The organism is Collinsella aerofaciens, from assembly GCF_040926405.1.
Lineage (GTDB): Bacteria > Actinomycetota > Coriobacteriia > Coriobacteriales > Coriobacteriaceae > Collinsella.
The window spans coordinates 62,190-81,938 of the sequence record NZ_JBCOIG010000005.1; the positions used below are offsets into that span (position 1 = coordinate 62,190).

At 61.3% G+C, this 19,749-nt stretch carries 14 protein-coding genes and 1 pseudogene; 13 read left to right on the forward strand and 2 right to left on the reverse strand.

Features of this window, described 5'->3' with window-relative positions; all coding sequences use genetic code 11:
- Window positions 1–57: 57 nt before the first annotated feature.
- The 9 genes and pseudogenes from AB5758_RS03385 to AB5758_RS03425 all read left to right on the forward strand — a co-directional run bounded on the left by AB5758_RS03385 (window position 58) and on the right by AB5758_RS03425 (window position 13,502).
- The gene (locus AB5758_RS03385) at window positions 58–1,101 is read left to right on the forward strand and encodes an amidohydrolase family protein (RefSeq protein WP_368141400.1); all 1,044 of its coding nucleotides are present in this window, start codon (window positions 58–60) and stop codon (window positions 1,099–1,101) included.
- A 1-nt stretch (window position 1,102) separates the two neighbouring features.
- Window positions 1,103–2,332: a hypothetical protein gene (locus AB5758_RS03390; RefSeq protein ID WP_368141399.1), complete on the forward strand. Its 1,230-nt coding sequence runs from the start codon at window positions 1,103–1,105 to the stop codon at window positions 2,330–2,332.
- Window positions 2,333–2,343: 11 nt separating this feature from the next.
- Window positions 2,344–3,471, forward strand: a complete 1,128-nt coding sequence (locus AB5758_RS03395) for a neutral/alkaline non-lysosomal ceramidase N-terminal domain-containing protein (protein WP_368141398.1) — start codon at window positions 2,344–2,346, stop codon at window positions 3,469–3,471.
- A gap of 157 nt (window positions 3,472–3,628) precedes the next feature.
- Window positions 3,629–5,086 (forward strand): PTS transporter subunit EIIC, encoded by a 1,458-nt coding sequence (locus tag AB5758_RS03400; RefSeq protein WP_368141397.1) that lies wholly within the window; start codon window positions 3,629–3,631, stop codon window positions 5,084–5,086.
- Window positions 5,087–5,410: 324 nt separating this feature from the next.
- Entirely contained in the window at window positions 5,411–6,121 is a 711-nt protein-coding gene (locus AB5758_RS03405) for a TetR/AcrR family transcriptional regulator (protein ID WP_368141396.1), read from the forward strand.
- 12 nt (window positions 6,122–6,133) lie between these two features.
- On the forward strand, window positions 6,134–10,924 hold the full coding sequence (locus AB5758_RS03410; protein WP_368141395.1) for an acyl-CoA dehydratase activase-related protein: 4,791 nt from the start codon (window positions 6,134–6,136) through the stop codon (window positions 10,922–10,924).
- A gap of 416 nt (window positions 10,925–11,340) precedes the next feature.
- Window positions 11,341–12,300 (forward strand): 3-hydroxyacyl-CoA dehydrogenase, encoded by a 960-nt coding sequence (locus AB5758_RS03415; RefSeq protein ID WP_368141394.1) that lies wholly within the window; start codon window positions 11,341–11,343, stop codon window positions 12,298–12,300.
- A 100-nt stretch (window positions 12,301–12,400) separates the two neighbouring features.
- A pseudogene (locus AB5758_RS03420) lies at window positions 12,401–12,859 on the forward strand (aryl-sulfate sulfotransferase); the annotation flags it as partial.
- Window positions 12,860–13,052: 193 nt separating this feature from the next.
- Window positions 13,053–13,502, forward strand: coding sequence for a hypothetical protein (locus AB5758_RS03425; RefSeq protein WP_368137031.1), 450 nt, complete (start codon window positions 13,053–13,055; stop codon window positions 13,500–13,502).
- Between the two features lie 124 nt (window positions 13,503–13,626).
- Here the strand turns inward: AB5758_RS03425 and AB5758_RS03430 are convergent, their stop codons facing one another.
- Entirely contained in the window at window positions 13,627–14,766 is a 1,140-nt protein-coding gene (locus tag AB5758_RS03430) for a DUF389 domain-containing protein (protein WP_368141393.1), read from the reverse strand.
- A 214-nt stretch (window positions 14,767–14,980) separates the two neighbouring features.
- Window positions 14,981–16,684: an OPT/YSL family transporter gene (locus tag AB5758_RS03435; protein WP_368155371.1), complete on the reverse strand. Its 1,704-nt coding sequence runs from the start codon at window positions 16,682–16,684 to the stop codon at window positions 14,981–14,983.
- A gap of 192 nt (window positions 16,685–16,876) precedes the next feature.
- On the opposite strand from AB5758_RS03435, the gene AB5758_RS03440 reads away from it, so the two are divergent.
- The 4 genes from AB5758_RS03440 (at window position 16,877) to lgt (ending at window position 19,724) form a co-directional block, all read left to right on the forward strand.
- Window positions 16,877–17,728 carry a type III pantothenate kinase gene (locus tag AB5758_RS03440; protein ID WP_368141689.1) on the forward strand — a complete coding sequence of 284 codons (852 nt, stop codon included), beginning with the start codon at window positions 16,877–16,879 and terminating at the stop codon, window positions 17,726–17,728.
- Window positions 17,729–17,812: 84 nt separating this feature from the next.
- A complete protein-coding gene (locus AB5758_RS03445; RefSeq protein ID WP_117847994.1) occupies window positions 17,813–18,337 on the forward strand; it encodes a deoxycytidylate deaminase in 525 nt (174 codons plus the stop codon).
- Window positions 18,338–18,514: 177 nt separating this feature from the next.
- Window positions 18,515–18,793, forward strand: coding sequence for a NifU family protein (locus AB5758_RS03450; protein WP_035137589.1), 279 nt, complete (start codon window positions 18,515–18,517; stop codon window positions 18,791–18,793).
- 109 nt (window positions 18,794–18,902) lie between these two features.
- Window positions 18,903–19,724: a prolipoprotein diacylglyceryl transferase gene (lgt, locus tag AB5758_RS03455; protein WP_368141687.1), complete on the forward strand. Its 822-nt coding sequence runs from the start codon at window positions 18,903–18,905 to the stop codon at window positions 19,722–19,724.
- The last annotated feature ends 25 nt before the right edge of the window (window positions 19,725–19,749 follow it).

Consider the following 19,749-nt stretch of genomic DNA (forward strand, 5'->3'; position numbering starts at 1 on the left):
AGCGAATAAATCAATTCGTAGACTGGAGCCATGAAATCCTACTGTGAGGAGAAAAACATGGTTGTAGATGCGAATATGTACTGGTTTCCCGAGTCCCTGTTTGAGGACGAGCAGGCGCTGTCGACGTTTATCGCCGAGGCCCCGCGTGCCTATGGTACCAACGTGTACCTCAAGGAAGAAAACGGTGTAAAGCAGATCACCGTCGAGAAGCCCGCGGGCTTTCCTTCGCTCAATTACGCGCAGGGCGACTATGTGCTTGAGGGTATGCTTGCCGATATGGACGAGGCGGGCGTGGATAAAGCTGTCATGAAGGTCCCTGGCTGCAATGAGTGGATGAGCCTTGCGATGTGCCGCCTGTTCAACGATGGCATGGCGGACTTCGCCGAGCGTTCGCGCGGTCGCCTGATCCCGCTCATGGTGGTGCCGCCTTTTGGCGGCGTGGACCTCGACGCAGAGATCGACCATTATCTGGGTGAGAAGCGCTTTGCGGGCGTGCAGCTTTGCAGCCATTACGGCAACTACTACCTGGACGATCCCATGTTCGCCCCGCTGTTCGAGAAGCTCAATCAGCATAATGCGACAGTTTACGTGCACCACGTGCCCGTGCCGGTGGATAACGCCTCGCTGCTTGACTACAACAACCTGCGCCGTTCGTACGGCCGCTGCGTCGACCAGACCACGGCCGTGGGCCGCGAGCTCTTCTCCGACTTCTTCGTACGCTATTCCAATCTCAAGATGGTTCACTCCATGCTGGGAGGCGGCTTCTTCGCCATCAAGCAGATGCTGCTGCCGGCGGCTGCCAAGCGCACCGATAAGGTGCAGCGCTTCCAAGCGGACAGCGGGGAGCTTGCCGAGCGTCTTGACCAGCACATCTTCTTTGAGATGTCGCACGCGCAGCCGTGGGGCAAGGAGGCGCTGGAATGTGCCGTAAAGGTGTTGGGCGCCGATCACGTGGTGTGGGGGACGTCGTATCCCGTGCGTCGCGAATGGCTGCTCGACGGTCCGGCGTTCGTGCGCGATCTCGATCTTTCTCAGGAAGAGAAGGATCTGCTGCTGAGTGGCAACGCCCATCGCTTGTACCATATCGACGAGGAGGTATGAGGTGAAAGCGGGAGCGGGTAAAGCGCGCATCAACCTGGACGGGGTATTGCCGTTCGACGGGTTTGACGTCGAACTCGATTCCCTGTGGGTGCGCGCGGTTATCGTTGAGGCAGGTGAGCGCTGCAGCATCGTGAGTGTGGAGGCGACCTCCCTGCGCGCCGATGTGGTCGAACCGCTGCGCACTTTGGTGGCGCGTGAGACAGGCTGCGCTCCCAATCTGGTATGGATTACCGTTACGCACACGTTCTCATCTCCCCATGTGCGTACGCCCGAGCATCTTGCAAGCGACGGCGAGCGCGAGAAGAATGCGTTGCTGCGAGTGCGGCTCGAGGAGGCGGCGCACACTGCGGTGCGACAAGCCCTGGAGGCACTATCTGAGGCGGAGCTGCTGGTCGGTAACGGAGCAACTACCTGCAACGTTAACCGCGATGTGGAGACGCCTGCAGGCTGGTGGTTGGGTCACAACCCGCAAGGGTATTCGGACAAGAGGCTGCAGAGCATCTGCCTGCGCCGTATTGATACCGAAGAGCTGATCGCCCTGCTGTTCACGGCCGACGTGCAGTCGTCGGTGCTCGACAAGGCACGCGATGCGCAGGGCAACAAGGTGGTGTCGGGCGACCTTGCTGGCCGTGCTTCTGCCATCGCGGAAAAGAGCCTCCCGGGCTGCGTCGCCCTCTTTCTAACAGGTGCCGCGGCAGATCAGGCACCCGTGAGGCAGGCGGTCGTTACGCAGGTCGATGCATCTGGCAATGTGGCACAGCGCGATCAGGGCAATGGCCAGGAACTTCTCGACATGTTGGGTGAGCGGTTCGCGGCCGAGCTGCTGGATGCACTGGCAAACGCGGCGCCCGTGCCCTGCGACGTCGTGAGTGGTGACGTCTGCAAGGTGAGCCTTCCCGGTCAGCAGCGCGGCGATTTTCATAGCCTGCGCCCGCAGCGCACCTATACGTATGCTCCCGCTAGCGACGAGGAGGTTCACCTGAACATCCTGCGCTGGGGCGACGTGGTGCTTGTGGGTACCGAGCCCGAGCTGTCCAGCAGCTTCGGCACGCAAGTTCGCGCCATCGCCCCTCATGTTGTACTGGCTACGCTGGTCAACGGCGGGAAGAAGTACCTGCCGTCATCAGACGCATACGACCGGGTTACCTACGAGGCAATGAACTCAGGCTTTGGTCGGGGAGCTGACACAGCGCTCTTCCAGGCCATTTCCTTAACAATTACGAATGAATGAAAGGATCGCATATGAATATTGGACACGCACGCCGCAAGCTCACGCCGCAAGGCGATGTGTATCTCATCGGCTACCGCGATCTTGAGAATCGCCTGCATCCTGCTACCGCTATCCACGATGACGTGTACGCCAACGCGCTGTTGTTCAGCGATGGCGAGCGCGAGGTCTTCGTGTTTTCCGCCGACTTCATGGAAGTCGAGGAGCAGATGGCCGAGGAGGTCAAGACGCTGCTGGCAACGCGCTATGGCATCGACCGTGATGCCGTGCTGCTTTGCGTCACGCACAATCACACCTCCATCGTTGCGTATCATCGCAGCTGGTGGACGAATAAGTTCGATCAAGACTACTACGACTGGCTGCTGCAGACCATCTGCGATGCTTTTGAGGAGTGCCGCGCCAACGCGCAACCGGCGACCGCGCGCCTGGGCAAGCAGATAATCACGGGCTACTACGACAACCGCAACGTTCCGGGCCGACTCGCCGACAACGAGGTCATCCTCCTCGAGTTCCTCGACAAGGAGGGCGTTCCGTTTGCAGGTCTGGTCAACTGGGCCACGCACTCTGCGGTCTGCGGTCCCGACTGCACGGAACTCACCAGCGAGTTTGCCGGCCTTACCAGTAAGAAGCTCGAGCCGAGCCTGGGCTACTTCCCCGCGATGATCGTGGGCGCCGCGGGCGACTGCTCCAACCGCAACGTGCGACAGGGGAGGGGCATCGCCGAGGTCGAGCGCGTCTCGACGGGCATTGCGGCGGAGATTGCGGAAATGTCCCGTGAGACTCCCGTTGAGCTGGGTCGCATTGTGGTCCAGCCCTTCTACCATACCGTCGCGCATGACGATTTCCATCTTGATCTGCGTTGCGCGGTCATCAGCCTGGGCGGCCTGCACCTGTTCCAGTTCCCGGGTGAGCTGGGCGGCGACTTCGGCATCCGCATGAAGGAAGAGTGCCCGGTGCAGGGCCTCGTGCTCGGCTACACCAACGGGTACTTCGAGTACTTTCTGCCCGCATGGGAGTACGGCATGTCGTTCGAAACCGCGCGCACCCAGGTCCCCAAGGGAGAGCCCGAGCGCATCGTGGACAAGTTCTGTCAGACGAGTCATCTGCTCGGAAATTCCGATTTGGAAATAAAGACGAGCTAAGACGAATTGATGCAGAATAAGTCCACACATATAGTAAAGACAGCGCAAAGGAGATTGGCTCCGAGTCCAAGGCAGCTGTAGTCCTCGCCCTGACGTCAGCGGGACAAGCGGTCACGAGACAGATCGCAACTCAAGTAGGTACTACAGGAGGAACACAATGAAGTACGAGCAATTGTGCAACACCATCATCGAGGGAGTAGGTGGCAAGAGCAACGTCAAGGACGTAAGCCACTGCATCACGCGCCTGCGCTTCACCCTTAAGGACGAGTCGAAGGCGGATACCGACGGGCTCAAGGCTACGAAGGGCGTCATTGATGTCATCCGGGCTGGCGGCCAGTATCAGGTGGTCGTGGGTCCGCAGGTCAACGGCATCTACGACGAGCTGTGCCAGATCGGTGGCTTCAGCGCGACGGCGCAGATGGATGTCGTCGAGGATCCCGACCTGGTCGCCGAGGATGGCGCCAAGGACCCCTTCTCCAAGCTCCTGGGCTTCATCTCCTCGATTTTCCAGCCCATTCTGGGCGTGCTGATGGCGGGCGGCTTTATCGTTTCCATGCTCTCGCTCATCTGCGTCTTTATGCCCGACTTCAAGGCAACGACCACCTACACCGTCCTGTACGCTATCGGCTATGCCGCCTTTAAGTTCTTCCCGATTCTGGTTGCATGGGCAGCGGGACAGAAGTTCGGCGTCAAGCCGGCGCTCTCCATGGCCATCGGTGCGGTGCTGATTTACCCCGACCTGGTGAACATGACTACGGGCGACCCCACGAGCGTGCTCTTTGAGAACAACGCGCTGCTCAAGGCCAACGTCTACGGTGACGTGTTCGGCATCCCGCTGGTGCTGCTCGACTACTACACGCAGGTTCTGCCTTCGATTCCCATCATGTGGATTGCCGCTAAGGCCCAAAAGTTCTTCAAGGGCATCCTCCCCGAGCTCATCCGCGGTATCTTCACCGATGTCTTTACCCTGCTGATCGCCGCTCTCGCCGGCCTGCTCATCGTCGGCCCCGTTACCACCATCCTGGCCAACGCCGTCGCCATGGGCATCCAGGCCGCACTTGCCCTGTCTCCCATCATCGCCGGCTTCGTGGTTGGCACGTTCTGGAGCCTGCTCGTCATGTTCGGCCTTCACTGGGGCATCATCCCGCTGTGGTTCACCGAGATTGCTTCGGTTGGCTATTCCAGCCTCAACCCGCTTAATTTCGCCGGTTGCGGTGCAATTCTGGGCGCCTGCATCGGTATGCTGCTCAAGTGCAAGGATGCTGATCTTAAAGTCTCCCTCATCCTGCCCGCTACCATCTCCGACTTCTTCGGTGTGTCCGAGCCCGCTCTCTACGGTATCCTGATCCCCCGCAAGAAGCTCATGTGGGCCACGTTCCTCTCCGCTGGCGTGGGCGGTGCCGTCGCCGGCGCTTGCGGTGCCAAGTGGTTCACTCCTGGAGCCAACGGCTGGCTCGGCCTGCCCTGCTACATCGATCCCGTGGCTGGAATCGATATGGGCTTCATCGGCCTCACGATCGGCGCCATTATCGCCACCATTCTTCCGATCATCGCGGTGTTCATCCTGGGCACCAAGACCGACCAGGAAGCTGCTGCAGAGAAGGCTGCCAAGTAGCCAGCAAACTAAAAGTGGCTGCACCCCTTTCTCAAGGACCCATGCTCTTAGGGCGTGGGTCCTTTTTTGATTTGGGACGTCAACTCCGGCTCCGCCGGAAACGCCCGTTCATTCCTGCGGCGTGATAGTAGAATGCTCTCGGCATGGGGTGCTGCCAGTTTTCGCGCTCCAGAATGCGCGGGGAGGGAATACCATGGCCCAAGGGTTCGTCTCGCACCGTTCCCGGGCGGTGTGTTTTCTATCGCCTTTACGTGTTGATGCACACGGTGTGCAATAATACTCGCACTGTGCAATAGCGCACAGGCTGAGTAACAAGGAGGACGCTTGTCCCAGCTCGAGAAATGCGACCGCCGGTCCCTTCGCTCGCAGCGTGCACTTCGCCAGGCACTTGCCAGCGAGCTTGCCGAAAGCGGCGATCTTTCGCGCATTAATGTCGCGTCGCTTACCGAGCGTGCCGGCCTCACGCGCCGTACGTTCTATTCGCACTACCGCGATATTCCCGACTTTATCAACCAGATCGAGGACGGCCTGCTGGCAGAGATTCGTGAGCGCGTTGAGCTCATTACCGCAGCTAAACTGCCCGATCTTTACCGTAACATCGACGAGCTCGAGCCGGCGCCCGGTTCGGTTGAGTTGCTGCGCTACCTTGCGGCCAACCGCGACTTAATCGGTGCCCTGCTGGGTCCTGGCGGCGATCAGGCTTTCATTAAAAAGATCATCGATACGGCGCGCGAGGCCGTGGTGCCGCGTGCACAGACGGGCATTTTGGGCCTGGCGCTGGGCACGTTCTTTGACTACTACGTCACCTACGTCGTGAGCGCCGAAGTCGGCATGATCCAGCGTTGGTTTGAGCGCGACCTTTCCGAATCGCCCGAGACCATGGCACGCATCATGACGGTCATCGCCTTTGTACGCCCCGGCGACCTGTATGGCCAACCCATCGATATCAACGTGCCGGAATACGGCATGAAGCTATTGAATCTACAGCTCGAGGACGCGGTCGACGCCGCCGCAACCATCGAGTCCAACAACTAAGAGGAGAAACAGATGAGCAAACTCGTCGAAGGCATTAAGGACCGTATGGTCGCCGCCGCGCGCGAGGCCGTGCCCGCCGTGGCAGACGCCGCGCAGAAGGCCGCGACCGCCGCTGCCGAGAAAGTCGCCGAGGCGGTTGCCGAGGCCAAGAATACGGCAGGGGAGACGCTCACTGCCGAAGCAGCTGCATCCAACGCCGTCGAGCCCGTAGCCGCCACCGCCGCCCAGGCCCCCGAAGGCGCGATCTTCAGCCCCGAGAACGCCCGCGGCAACCTGCACCTGGGCATCGACGTGGGCTCCACCACCGTCAAGCTCGCCGTGCTCAACGACGACAACCAGATCGTTTACGCCAAGTACCAGCGCCACCACACCGACGTCCGTGCCTGCGCCCGCGACCTGTTCGAGGGTGCTGCGACCGTGCTGCCGACGGCACAGATGACCTGCGCCATCACCGGCTCGGGTGGCCTGCTGCTGTCCCAGTGGCTCGACCTTGAGTTTGTCCAGGAGGTCATCGCCAGCAAGCGCGCCGTCGAGACCCTCATCCCGGCTACCGACGTCGCCATCGAGCTGGGCGGCGAGGACGCCAAGATCATCTACTTCGATAACGGCATCGAGCAGCGCATGAACGGCACCTGCGCCGGCGGCACGGGCGCCTTCATCGATCAGATGGCCACCCTGCTGCACACCGATGCCAGCGGCCTCAACGAGCTCGCGGCCAACGCCACCACCATCTATCCCATCGCCAGCCGTTGCGGCGTCTTTGCGAAGACCGACGTGCAGCCGCTGCTCAACGAGGGCGCCCGCCCCGAGGACGTCGCCGCGTCCATCTTCCAGGCCGTCGTGACCCAGACCATCTCGGGCCTGGCGTGCGGCCGTCCCATCCGCGGCAACGTTGCCTTCCTGGGCGGCCCGCTGCAGTACCTCTCCGAGCTGCGCCACCGCTTCTACCTCACGCTCAACCTGGACGAGGAGCACCGCATCGTGCCCCAAAACGCCCACCTGTTTGTGGCGAGCGGTGCCGCCATGGCGCACGAGTCCAACAAGCTCAGCACGTTCCCGCGGCTCATCGATGCCATCGACAGCCTGGGTGACACGCAGGGTGCCGAGGTCGAGCGCCTGGACCCGCTCTTTGCCACCGACGAGGACTTTGCCGAGTTCAAGAGCCGCCACGACACCGAGGTCGTCCCCAAGGGCAAGCTCGACGGCTACACCGGCCGCGTGTTCATTGGCATCGACGCCGGCTCCACCACCATGAAGGCCGCACTCGTGGGCGAGGACGGCCAGCTGCTGCACACCTGGTACGGCAATAACAACGGTGACATCCTGGGCACGGCCAAGGTCATCATGGCCGATTTCTACAACCATATCCCCGCCGGCTGCACCATCGGCCACGTGACCACCACGGGCTATGGCGAGGCATTGCTCATCGAGGCACTCAAGGCCGACTCCGGCGAGATCGAGACCGTCGCGCACCTGCGCGGCGCCAAGGCGTTCCTGCCGGGTGTCGAGTTCATCCTGGACATCGGCGGCCAGGACATGAAGTGCCTGCGCGTGAAGGACGGCGTGATCGAGCACATCATGCTCAACGAAGCCTGCTCGTCGGGTTGCGGCAGCTTTATCGAGAGCTTCGCCGTGTCTATGAACATGGACGTGCGCGCATTTGCCGACGCTGCCATCCATGCCAAGGCCCCGGTTGATTTGGGCAGCCGCTGCACGGTCTTTATGAACTCGCGCGTCAAGCAGGCGCAAAAGGAAGGCGCCACGGTGGGCGACATCGCGGCCGGCCTGTCCTATTCCGTCATCAAGAATGCCCTCTTCAAGGTCATTAAGCTGCGCGACCCCAAGGAGATCGGCAGCCAGGTGATTGTCCAGGGCGGCACCTTTATGTCCGATGCCACGCTGCGCGCGTTTGAGCAGCTCACCGGCGTTCATGCCGTGCGTCCCGACATTGCCGGCTGCATGGGCGCCTACGGTGCGGCCCTGCTCGCCCGCGATCGCGCCGGTGCCGACGGCACTTCGACCATTCTTTCGGCCGAGGACATCGCGCACCTCACCGTGACGCAAAAGCATGTCCGCTGCGGCCGTTGCTCTAACAACTGCCAGCTTACCGTCAACGACTTTGGCGGCGGCAGGCGCTTCATTACCGGCAACCGCTGCGAGAAGGGCGCTGGCCACAAAAAGCAGAAGACTGAGGCCCCCAACCTCTTCAAAAAGAAAAACGAGCTGCTCTTTAACCGCGAGATCCTGAGCCCCGACGAGGCCCCGCGCGGCACCGTCGGCATCCCGCGCGCGCTCAACATGTACGAGAACTACCCCTTCTGGCATGCGTTCTTTACGCGCCTGGGCTTTAGCGTGCAGCTGTCCGACCAGTCGAGCAAAAAGACTTACCAGGCGGGCATCGAGTCCATGCCGTCCGAGAGCGTGTGCTATCCGGCCAAGATGAGCCACGGCCACGTGATGAACCTCATCGACCGCGATGTCGACTTCATTTGGATGCCGTGCGTGCGCTGGGAGCGCAAGGAGGATCCGACCGCCGGCAACTGTTACAACTGCCCCATTGTCATGAGCTACCCCACGGCGCTGGCGCTCAATATCGACGAGATTCGCGAGCAGAACATCGAGTTCCTGTACCCGTTTGTGCCCTATCACGACAAGACCGAGCTCAAGCGCCGTCTGTACCAGGTGCTCGCCGTCGACCGTGTGGCCGATGCTGAGGCCGGTCGCGGTCGTGTGCGTGGACCCAAGATCACGCGTTCCGAGGTCGATGCCGCCGTCAACGCCGCCTACGAGGCCGATGCGCGTTTCCACGAGGACATCCAGACCATGGGCGAGGAGGCTCTTAAGTGGGTCGAGGACCACGGCGGCCACGGCATTGTGCTCGCCGGCCGTCCCTACCATAACGACCCCGAGATCAACCACGCCCTGCCCGAGCTTATCTCGAGCTTTGGCTTTGCGGTCTTTACCGAGGATTCGCTCGCGCACCTGGTAAAGCCCGAGCGTCCGATTCGCGTCGTCGACCAGTGGATGTACCACAGCCGCCTGTACGCCGTCGCCCGCTTTGTGACGATGCGCAACGACCTGGACCTGATCCAGCTCAACTCCTTCGGCTGCGGTCTCGATGCCCTGACTACCGACCAGGTGCAGGAAATCCTTGAGGCCAGCGGCAAGATCTACACCGTGCTCAAGATTGACGAGGTGTCCAACTTGGGCGCCGCGCGTATCCGTATTCGCTCGCTCATGGCAGCGCTCAAGGACCAGGAGGCCGAGCGCTTGGCCGAGGCCACGGCCGCGGGCGAGGCCTACGAGCAGGGCGATGCCGCGCCGGTGGCGCCCTCCACGGATGCCCCCGCGTTCGCGAGCCGCAAGTACACGTTCGAGGCGCAGCGCAAGAGTGCTTCGACCGCATGGCCCAAGGTGCCCTTTACCGAGCAGATGCGCGAGGAGGGCTACACCATCCTGTGCCCGCAGATGGCGCCGATCCACTTTGACCTGGTCAAAGAGGTGTTCCGCGGTGCTGGCTATAACTTGGAACTGCTGCCCTCGACTGACCACGATGCCGTCGAGGCCGGCCTGCGCTACGTGAACAACGATATTTGCTATCCGTCGATCCTGGTGACGGGCCAGATCATGGAGGCCATCGAGAGCGGTCGGTACGACCTGTCCAAGACGGCCGTGGTCATCAGCCAGACCGGCGGCGGCTGCCGTGCCACCAACTACATCGCGCTCATCCGCAAGGCCCTGCGCGAGAGCGGCCACCCCGAGATTCCGGTGATCTCGCTTTCGGCCGTGGCGCTCGGCGAGGACAACCCCGGCTTTAAGATTACGCCGGCGCTGCTTAAACAGGCAGTCTACGCGGTGCTCTTTGGCGACGTGATGATGCAGATGCTCTACCGTTGCCGCCCGTACGAGGCCACGCCCGGTGCCGCCAACGCGCTCTACGAGGAGTACATGGCGCGCGCCCGCAAGCTGGCGCCTAAGTTCAACAGGCACAACTACACCAAGCTTGCGCGTGAGGCCATCCGCGCGTTCGACACCATGCCGCTCGTGGGCGAGGGCACCAAGCCGCGCGTGGGCGTGGTTGGCGAGATCTTGGTCAAGTTCCATCCCACGGCCAACAACCACGTTGTCGATGTCATTGAGCGCGAGGGCTGTGAGGCTGTGGTGCCGGGACTGCTTGACTTCTTCCTGTACTCCATGAGCAATGCCGAGCTGCAGAAGGACGAGCTGGGTAGCTCTGCTACCACGCGCGCTGGTATGCAGGCGCTCATCAAGCTCGTGGACTGGATGCGCACGCCGGTGGAGGAGATGCTCGAAAAGTCCCGCCGCTTTGAGGCGCCCGAGCGCATCGGCACCATGGCGGACAAGGCCCGTACGGTGCTTTCGGTGTGCAACAACATGGGCGAGGGGTGGCTGCTCACGGCCGAGATGCTCGATCTGATTGACCACGGTGCGCCCAACATCATCTGCACGCAGCCCTTCGCGTGCCTGCCCAACCACGTGGTGGGCAAGGCCGTGATCAAGGAGCTGCGCCGTCAGCACCCCGAGAGCAACATCGTCGCGGTGGACTACGACCCCGGCGCATCCGAGGTCAACCAGCTCAACCGCATTAAGCTCATGATCAGCGTGGCCAAGGAGAACATGCGCGCCGGTAAGGGCTTTAAGCTTGAGAAGGTGGCGCCGCTCGCGATGGACGAGGTCACCGGCCAGATGCGTGCCCATGACGGCTGCGTGAGCTGCGGCTCGGTCGACGAGAGTGCCGTGGCGTCGGTCGCTGAGCGCCTGGGACGCGGCATTAAGAAGTAGTTGGCCTACTTCGAGCCAGATATAAGACAAACGGGTGGCGGCCGTATCGGCTACCACCCGTTTTGCTGGACATATGTTGCGTAAACGCCCCAGCTATCACCCCTTGCGAACTTAGATTCCGGAAGTATGCGGCAAAATCTGAATAGGCCGAGCACACCGGATATGTCCAAGCTCTGTACCTGCGGTTTTATTAACGGAAAACGGGGGTGTGCTCGAGAGTTTCAAAATTTGCCGCATACTTCCGAAAACGGCGTCTCGGTGGCACAAAAAATCGCCCTCGGAACCCTGAGATAATGAACAGGTGTAGCCGTTCGCCGCAAAATACCGTCCGTTTATAGAACCAACCCCCGGCTCGTAGCCTCCATACGGTTGAATAAATACACATCTATGGAATTACGTAAGAGAGAACTGTTCCTATGAGCTACAAGACCGTTTGCGTTGCCGGCGGCGGCGTGCTGGGAAGCCAGATTGCCTTTCAGGCAGCCTACTGCGGCTTTGATGTAACGATTTGGCTGCGCAGCGAGGGCAGCATCGGCCGCACCCAGCCCAAGATCGATCATGTTCGCGAGGAGTACATCGCTGCCATCGAGGGCATGGCGGACGGTACGGGCGAGTGGTGTGCCGGCATCGCCGACAGCGACCAGCCCTTCGACAAGGAAGCGGCACTCGCCGCCGTTGAGCGTGCTTACTCCACGCTCAAGCTGGAGCTCGATCTTGCCAAGGCAGTGGCCGACGCCGACCTGGTCATCGAGTCTATGGCTGAGGACACTCAGGCAAAGATCGACTTCTACAAGAAGCTCGCCCCGGTCCTCCCGCAAAAGACCGTTGTCGTAACGAACTCCTCTACGCTGCTGCCGAGCACCTTTGCCAAGTACACCGGCCGCCCCGAGAAGTACCTGTCGCTGCACTTTGCCAATTCCATCTGGAAGAACAACATGACCGAGGTCATGGCCCAGAGCCAAACTGACAAGCGCTACTTCGACGAGCTCGTCGACTTCGCCAACGACATTCGCATGCTGGCACTTCCCGTCAACAAGGAAAAGAACGGTTACCTGCTCAACTCTATGCTGGTGCCGTGGCTGCTCTCGGGCCTTGACCTGTATGTCTCGGGCGTGAGTGACCCCAAGAGTATCGACCTCGCATGGACGCGCGGCACCGGCGCTCCCAAGGGTCCGTTTCGCGTATTCGACACGGTGGGCATCAAGACGGCCTACAACATCGTCATGCAGTATCAGAAGGTCCCGGGCCTGGTGAGCCCGCTGCTCAAAAAGATGATGATGCCCTACAACTTTAAGGCTATGGCGTCCGTCCTCAAGAAAATGCTCGACGAAGGTAAGCTGGGCGAAAGCTCGGGCGAGGGCTTCTTCAAGTACTAAAAAATGATCCCTCGGGGACGGAGGAAAACGGATCATTTTCGGCCGCCAACAGTGAGAAGATGGACCCAGAAATAGAAAGGAGTGACAATGGGCCGGCTCGGGCTTTGAGGACAAGCTGCTGCAAGCCCAGGGCGATTTTTCGCTCAACGCGGGCCAGCACAGTATGACGTATCTGTCGAGTTCTGACACGGCAACGACCGGTCGCTACCAGGTGCTGCTGTACGACAACAACTTTGGTGCGGCCGAAAGCTATCCCAAGTTCGACTGGGGCCAGCTGGGCGCCGCGGTGGTGACCGACTACAACGAGGGCACGCATTCGTTTGGGCGCATCTTTACAGTGGACGAGACGGCGCGCACCTACGAGCTCGAAGACCAGATCGCCGTGCCGTTTTCGGGCTATGTGAGCAGTGCGCAGCGCGTTGGTGATTCAAATAGCATGCTCGTGGCATCGGGCCAGGCCAAGACCTTTATCGAGTACGACCGCTACGGACTGCCCATCGCCACCTACGAGATGGAAGCCGAAAAGTACATCTACCGCGTGTACAAGTACGAGCTGTAGGGCTGTGCTTAGGTTTGACCAATGGAGTATGAAAACACGCCGTTCGCCGATGCCCCCTCCGCGAGTGGCGGCCATATGGTTTGATGTCAGAAACATATAGTTGTCGCCAGCCTGCTGGCGACGTCCCCCCCCTGATATCGGAGGTTCCGGGTATGTTTCGCGCTCCGTTAAACAACTATCGGTTGGGCTAACTATGGGTCGCAGTGCTATTTCGATAGCCCTTGCAGTGGTCTGCCTGGCTGTGCTCCTGGGCGCTACAGGGCTGTTTGCTATAAGCCGAGAAACGTCCTATATGCAGGAATGCGCTTCCGAAGGGTTTGCCATTGACGGTTACTATCGGGATGACAAAACGAGTCGGGAAACCCTGGCTTTTCTTGAGGAGGACAACTGTCGATGGCAGCTGGTCGACCAAGACGGAATCTGCACAGATGGGCAGTTTAAGCGTACGGATGACCCCAACATCCTGATATTAAAGAAGGAAAACGGCGAAGAATTCGGTACGGTCCACGTGGCGTATATGTCACGCCGACGCGAGCAGGGCCAGCTCTATCTATTTAGAGATACCAGGGTGACCCGTTTTTATCTGGTGAGTACCGGTCCGGCGTTTACAGTGGAGTCTGGCGATGTCGATCCGGACAGTTGATTCACGGCAATAAAACAGTGAGCGGGGTGCGGGTGTAAACTGCACCCCGCTATTTGCTCGTGTCCGTATCGCGTCTGCGCCTCGTCGTAGCTTGCGTCCGTACGAGCATTCATCCCGCCCCGCATCACTTCACATCAAACTCCACGCGATCGAGTTCGGGTACGTTGAGGTCAATGAGCTTGCGAGCGACGTGGCGGTCGTGTGCCCCGAGCGCCTCGCTTGTCGTCACATGGGCGACGATCTCGCGCTCGACGATGCCCTCCTCGTCGCCTTCGGTGGCCGAGGTCTCGACGGCGACGGTGTAATCCTTAAAGCCTGGCAGCACCGCCGCAAGCTCGCGCGTGGTTTCGGTGACGCCGTAGCCGTCCTGCACGCCGGCCTGCGCCGAGCCAATAGACCCCGCCGTCATAACGATGCAGGGGATGGCAAAGACTACCGTGCCCACAATGATGCGGCGGCGCACCTTGCGTGATAACTCGTTGACCTCGGCGTTTTCTTCAGCAGTCACAATACCGTCGCCGTTGAGGTCGCGCTTGAGCGGCACGCGCAAAAGAAGCAGTACGGCTTCGGCGGCCAGTGCGATAAAGACCACGTTGATGCCAAACTCATAAAACGCCGAGAGAAACAGCGACCCGCTTGCGATGGCGATGCCATAGCCCGCCGCGCACAGGGGCGGCATGAGCGCAGTCGCCACAGCCACGCCGGCGATGAGCGTGGCGGGTTCCTGGTCGCGCGAGTTGCCCAGGCCACCCGCAAAGCCGCCTGCGAGTGCGACGGCAAGGTCCCACACAGTCGGTGTCGAATTGTCGATGATGGCGGCCGTGGTGGTGCCAAGGGGCGAGAGCTTAAAATACAACGTGGACGTGACCAGGCAAAAGGCCATCTGTAGAGCCAAGCTCGCGATGGCCTCGACGGTAATCTCGCGGTCGAGCGTGGCGATGCCGTATGCCATGGCAAGGACCGAGCCCATGAGCGGGCAGATGAGCATGGCGCCTACAATGGCGATATCTGAGTCGATATCGAGGCCGATGCTCGCAATCAACATGGCAATGATCAGGATGCATAAGTGCGAGCCAGTCAGGCGCGCCCCGTTTACAAAGCGCTTGCGAATCACGTGATAGGGCGCGCGTCCCTCGCGAATGTTGAATGCCTGCTTTAGAAAGCGGCTTGCGTTCTCCATGGCCTCGCTGTGGGCGGGGCGGATGCCATGGCGCCGATGATGGCGTTCGCGCAGTCGCTTGATCTGTTGTTTATCGAGTTCCATGTCCACCTCGTTCTGGCACGTGCCGCGTATCCCGCCCGTCGTCTTTACTCTACACCGCGTTGAGCGAGGTGTCAGACAGGGTTTGTTGACCTGGAAGTCAGGCCAATCGGCATGACTAAAAACGCCGTGAGGATCATAAGAGTCAAATAGACAAAAAGTGCGGGGCCGGATGGTCTCCGACCCCGCGCTCTGTACGGGTACGTTGTTGTTGGGTTTATCCCAGCAGGCTCAGACCGACGGAGACAAACGCCAGGATAACGCCGACGATGGACTCGCCGCCCAGCAGGCCGCTGGCAACAACCAGGCCCTGCTCCTGGAAGGCGGCATCCTTGGCGGCCTTCTCCTCGTCCGAAAGACCGGCGGCGGCGTCGCGGTGAGCGGCCCACTTGTCGTAGGCGAGCTTAACGCAGGAGCCCAGGAAAGCCGTGAGCGACATATAGAACGGCAGGTACACGCCCAGGCCGATCATCATGGCCGGAATGCCGAGCCAGTACATGACGATGCCGGCGATAAAGCCGCCTGCGAACCACGGCACGCTCGGGATGCCCGAGACCATGGTGGCGACCACGCTTGCCTGCGCGGCAACGAAGCTCTTGTCGGGGCCAAAGGCGTCCGGACCATAGGCAGTGACGAGCGCGACCATGACGGCGGCAGCGACCAGGGCGCCCACGATGCCGCCGATGGCCTGGCCGATCCACTGCGCACGCGGGTTGGTGCCCAGCACGGCGCCGGCCTTAAAGTCGTTCATGACGTCGCCCGCAAGGCCGCACGCCACGGCCACGATGCCGGCGATGAAGAACAGCTTGACCTGCGCGAGCTGCGCGAAGGCAGCCACGATGAGCATGACGATGAGGCCAAAGATCTCCATGGGGTCGATACCCGTCTGGCCGCAGCTCTGCGCGCTCATGATGGTGGTGACAAAGGTGAACAGCGTGACGATGACGGCTGGAACGGGGCCAAGATCGAGTACGATGGCAACGATCACGGCGATGGCGGCAGCGCCCAGGCCGATGATACCGGCGTCGAGCTTAAGGGAGCCCGAGATGAGCGACTGCTCGTCGGTGTCGGTGGAGCTGTCGGCGGCGAGGCCGCGGACGATACCGACGACCTGCGGCAGGATGTCCTTGAGGACGACGGCGACGCCAAAGCCCATCATGAGGCCCATACCCAGGGACTTAACAATGCCCTGTGCGGTCATAACGTCAAACAGACCGGCAGCGGTGCCGCCGACAATGATGCCAAAGTTGCCCAGCAGCGCGCCGGCAAACCAGAACGCGACGGGGGCGAAGCCCACCAAAAAGCCGATGGACAGCAACATGGGCGAGTTATAGATGGCAAAGGTCACGCCGGGGATATTGAGCGTACACAGCATGCTGGGCACCACGCCCAGAGCGTCGCGCAGCACGCTGTAGATGCCGGCGATGGCCATGGAGCCAAAGAGCTGCTTGCCGGTCTTGCCGCCGGCCTCGGTTGCGCGCAGGGTCTGAGCTGCGGCGTTGCCGGTGGGGAACTCAAGCGCGGCGTCCACGATAAAGTGACGGTGGATGAGTGCCGTGGCCAGCAGGCCTAGGATAGTGCCGGCGAGTGCCACGATAAACATGTCGAGCCAACTGATCTGGTCGGCATAGCCCAGCATCCAGGCGCCCGGGATGGTAAACGCCAGACCGCCAGCGACCATGGCGCCTGCGGACATGATGGTGTGGGTGACGTTGGCCTCGTTGAGGCTGGCGTTGCCCATGAGTTTCAGGAAGAACAGCGAAATGACGGCAGCGAAAATGATCGGCCAGGGGAGGGCGCCCATCTTGAGGGCGGTGTAGGCCGAGCTTGCCGTGATGATCACGCAGCCAAGGACGCCGATGACGACGCCGCGCAGCGTGAGTTGACCGCGCATCGAGGTGCGGTTCGAGGGATTGTTCATATAGAACTCCTTTGCGTATATCCGCTTCCCCCGCAAGCGCCGCTACGGATACGGCGCGGGAAGTCGGGTTACCAAGGGCCGCCGCGTGAGCTCGCGCACGACCGCGCACCAGTATAGCCGCAAGCTAGTCATTTTGGGATGACTGGTTTAGGGAGGCGATATACTGCTGGGCAGACGAAAGGAGCGCCGACGATGCTTAATGGGTGCGCATACATATTGACGGTCGACGTGGGCAACACGTTCATTCGCTTTGGCCTGTTTGCCGAGGATTCGGCCGCGGCGCAGGAATGCCCGCTTGCGACGTGCGAGATCACGACGCCGTCGAGCATCACAGCCGACGAGGCGCGCATGAGGCTCGCGCAGGTCATGGGCGCGCTGTCAGCCGATGCGGGCATGCCGGGTGCGCTCGTTCCCGCAGCCGCAGTGCTGAGCTGCGTGGTGCCGGCGCTCGAGCGCCCGTGGAAGGCGGCGCTTTCCCGCACCTGCACGGGGCGCGTGCTCACCGTGGGGCCGGGCCTCAAGACCGGCATGCCCGTGCACTACGATGACCCGGCCGAGATCGGTCCCGACCGCATCGCCGACGCCGTGGCAGCCCGCGCCGTCTACGGCTCGCCCTGCATCGTAATCGACCTGGGCACGACGACCAATATCGAGGTCATCGATGTGCACGGAACCTTTGTCGGCGGCGTCATCGCGCCGGGTCTGGCACTTGGCGCCCGCTCGCTTTCGGCCGCTGCGGCGCGCCTGCCGCAGGTCGAGCCCTCGGCACCCACGCATGTGATCGGTCGCAACACACGCGAGGCCATGCGCTCGGGCGTGGTCTTGGGCGAGGTGGCCCGCATCGACGGCATGCTCGACATGGTGCTTGCCGAGATGCGCGCGACCAAGGCGGCGGGGGAGGGCAGCGTGCCCATTGTCATTACCGGCGACGATGCCGAGGCGCTCGCGGCGTTGGTCGGCCACAGCCTGACGGTAGACGACGCACTGACACTGCGGGGTCTCGCTGAGCTGTATCGCATCAACCAAAAGCCTCGTCGCGCATAAAGCCGAGGACGTCGGCGGGGGAAGCAGCCCCACCTTTCACCTGCTACAATGGGTCAAACTATTGCGATTTCGGAGGTGTCTGCCATGTCGGACGATCTTCATCAAACTGCGTCGGGCAAGCGCCGCGACGTTATTAGCTGGGACGAGTTCTTTATGAGCGTGGCCATCGCCGCGCAGCGCCGCAGCAAGGATCCCAATACGCAGGTGGGCGCGTGCATCGCCAGCACCAACCACCGTATCCTTTCGGTGGGCTACAACGGTACGCCCTCGGCACTCAACGACGACTTTTTCCCGTGGGGCACGAGCGATGACCCGCTGCAGGACAAGCATAACTACGTAGTCCATGCCGAAGCCAACGCCGTGCTCAACTACCGCGGCTCGCTCAAAGACCTTGAGGGTTCCACGGTCTACGTCACGCTGTTCCCGTGTCATGACTGCGCCAAAATCCTGGCGCAGGTAGGTGTGGGCGAGGTTGTCTACCTGGACAATAAGTACGCCGACACCGACGACGGCCGCATCAGCCGTCGCATTCTCGACTCCTGCGGCATTAGCTACCGCCAGGTTATCGTCGATGTCCACATCGGCACCGGGGAACAAACTCAGCAGTAGCGGCAGCGTGTGCTAGCGCCGGGCGTCGGCAAAAGCAGCTAAAAAAGCCCCGTCCCAAATTGACTACTCGTGAAAGTCGTGTCCGCGCGCATGGCTGGCGCCTAAGCGGGTACATGGCTGTAGTAACATAGCCCCTGTCCGCGGGCGTGCCCGCGTTATTGTGAGAAAGGAGCCCCTGTGGCTGTTAACGAAGAGCTGCTTAAGAAGGTTCTTGAAGAGATCCGCCCCAACCTGCAGGCCGATGGCGGCGATATGGAGTATGTGGGCGTCGACGACGAGGGTGTCGTCAAGCTGGAGCTGCAGGGCGCCTGCGCCGGCTGCCCCATGAGCTCGCTAACCCTTTCCATGGGTATCGAGCGTATCCTGAAGGAGCATGTGCCCGGCGTTACCCGCGTTGAGCAGGTCAATGCTTCCGGCGAGGCCGAGGACCTGTACGACGAGTACGCGCCGTTTTAAGATGCGAAAGCTGCGGACGGTGCGCTCCGCATAGACGTTACGCCCAAATATGCGGCTGCGAGCGAAAGGCCCGCGGCCGCATTTGTATGTAGGGAGCAGGGGGACCGATATGCTCAACGACTTCTACCATATGCTTGATCCCGTCGCGATTTCGGCGGGGCCCATCACGATTTACTGGTATGGTCTGGCTTATGTGGTCGGCGCCCTGCTCACGGCGGTCGTCATGTATCGCACGCAGCGCCGTTGGGGTTTTGACATTACGGTCGACGACCTGACGAGCGTCGTGGTCGGCGTGGTCTTTGGCCTTATCATTGGCGCCCGCCTGTTCTACGTCATTTTCTACGGCGACGGCTACTACTGGACGCATCCGCTCGAGATCTTTGCCACCAACGAGGGCGGCATGAGTTTTCATGGTGGCCTGGTGGGCGGCATCATCGGCGGCGTGCTCGTGTGCCGCATGTACAAGCTCGATGCGTGGACTTTGGCAGACCTCGCGGTCATCGGTGCTCCGCTGGCCCTGTGCCTGGGGCGCTGCGCCAACTTTGTCAACGGCGAGCTGTGGGGCAAGCCGACCGATCTGCCCTGGGGCGTGATCTTTGGCGGCACCGCGGGCGATATGCCGCGCCATCCATCCCAACTCTACGAGGCATTTCTCGAGGGCATCGTGCTCTTCTGCATTCTGCAGGTGCTCAGCCGCAAAAAACCACTGCTGCCCCAGGGTACGTTTATGGGTGTGTTTGTGATGGGTTACGGCATCGTCCGCTTCCTCATTGAGTTTGTGCGCGTACCCGATGCCCAGCTGGGCTATCTGCTGGGCGGCGTCATCACCATGGGTCAGCTACTGAGCCTGCCACTCGTGATTGCGGGCCTGGCGCTCATCATCTTTGCCCTTCGTCGCGACCGTCCCCAGCGCATCTACCTCGACGTCTAGCCACCACATGCCACCGCAAAGGGGC

Coding starts and splice junctions, on each gene's coding strand:
- AB5758_RS03400 (WP_368141397.1), top strand. CDS start 3,629: ATGAAGTACGAGCAATTGTGCAACACCATCATCGAGGGAGTAGGTGGC.
- AB5758_RS03430 (WP_368141393.1), bottom strand. CDS start 14,766: ATGGAACTCGATAAACAACAGATCAAGCGACTGCGCGAACGCCATCAT.
- AB5758_RS03445 (WP_117847994.1), top strand. CDS start 17,813: ATGTCGGACGATCTTCATCAAACTGCGTCGGGCAAGCGCCGCGACGTT.
- AB5758_RS03410 (WP_368141395.1), top strand. CDS start 6,134: ATGAGCAAACTCGTCGAAGGCATTAAGGACCGTATGGTCGCCGCCGCG.
- AB5758_RS03385 (WP_368141400.1), top strand. CDS start 58: ATGGTTGTAGATGCGAATATGTACTGGTTTCCCGAGTCCCTGTTTGAG.
- AB5758_RS03435 (WP_368155371.1), bottom strand. CDS start 16,684: ATGAACAATCCCTCGAACCGCACCTCGATGCGCGGTCAACTCACGCTG.
- AB5758_RS03395 (WP_368141398.1), top strand. CDS start 2,344: ATGAATATTGGACACGCACGCCGCAAGCTCACGCCGCAAGGCGATGTG.
- lgt (WP_368141687.1), top strand. CDS start 18,903: ATGCTCAACGACTTCTACCATATGCTTGATCCCGTCGCGATTTCGGCG.
- AB5758_RS03425 (WP_368137031.1), top strand. CDS start 13,053: ATGGGTCGCAGTGCTATTTCGATAGCCCTTGCAGTGGTCTGCCTGGCT.
- AB5758_RS03440 (WP_368141689.1), top strand. CDS start 16,877: ATGCTTAATGGGTGCGCATACATATTGACGGTCGACGTGGGCAACACG.
- AB5758_RS03415 (WP_368141394.1), top strand. CDS start 11,341: ATGAGCTACAAGACCGTTTGCGTTGCCGGCGGCGGCGTGCTGGGAAGC.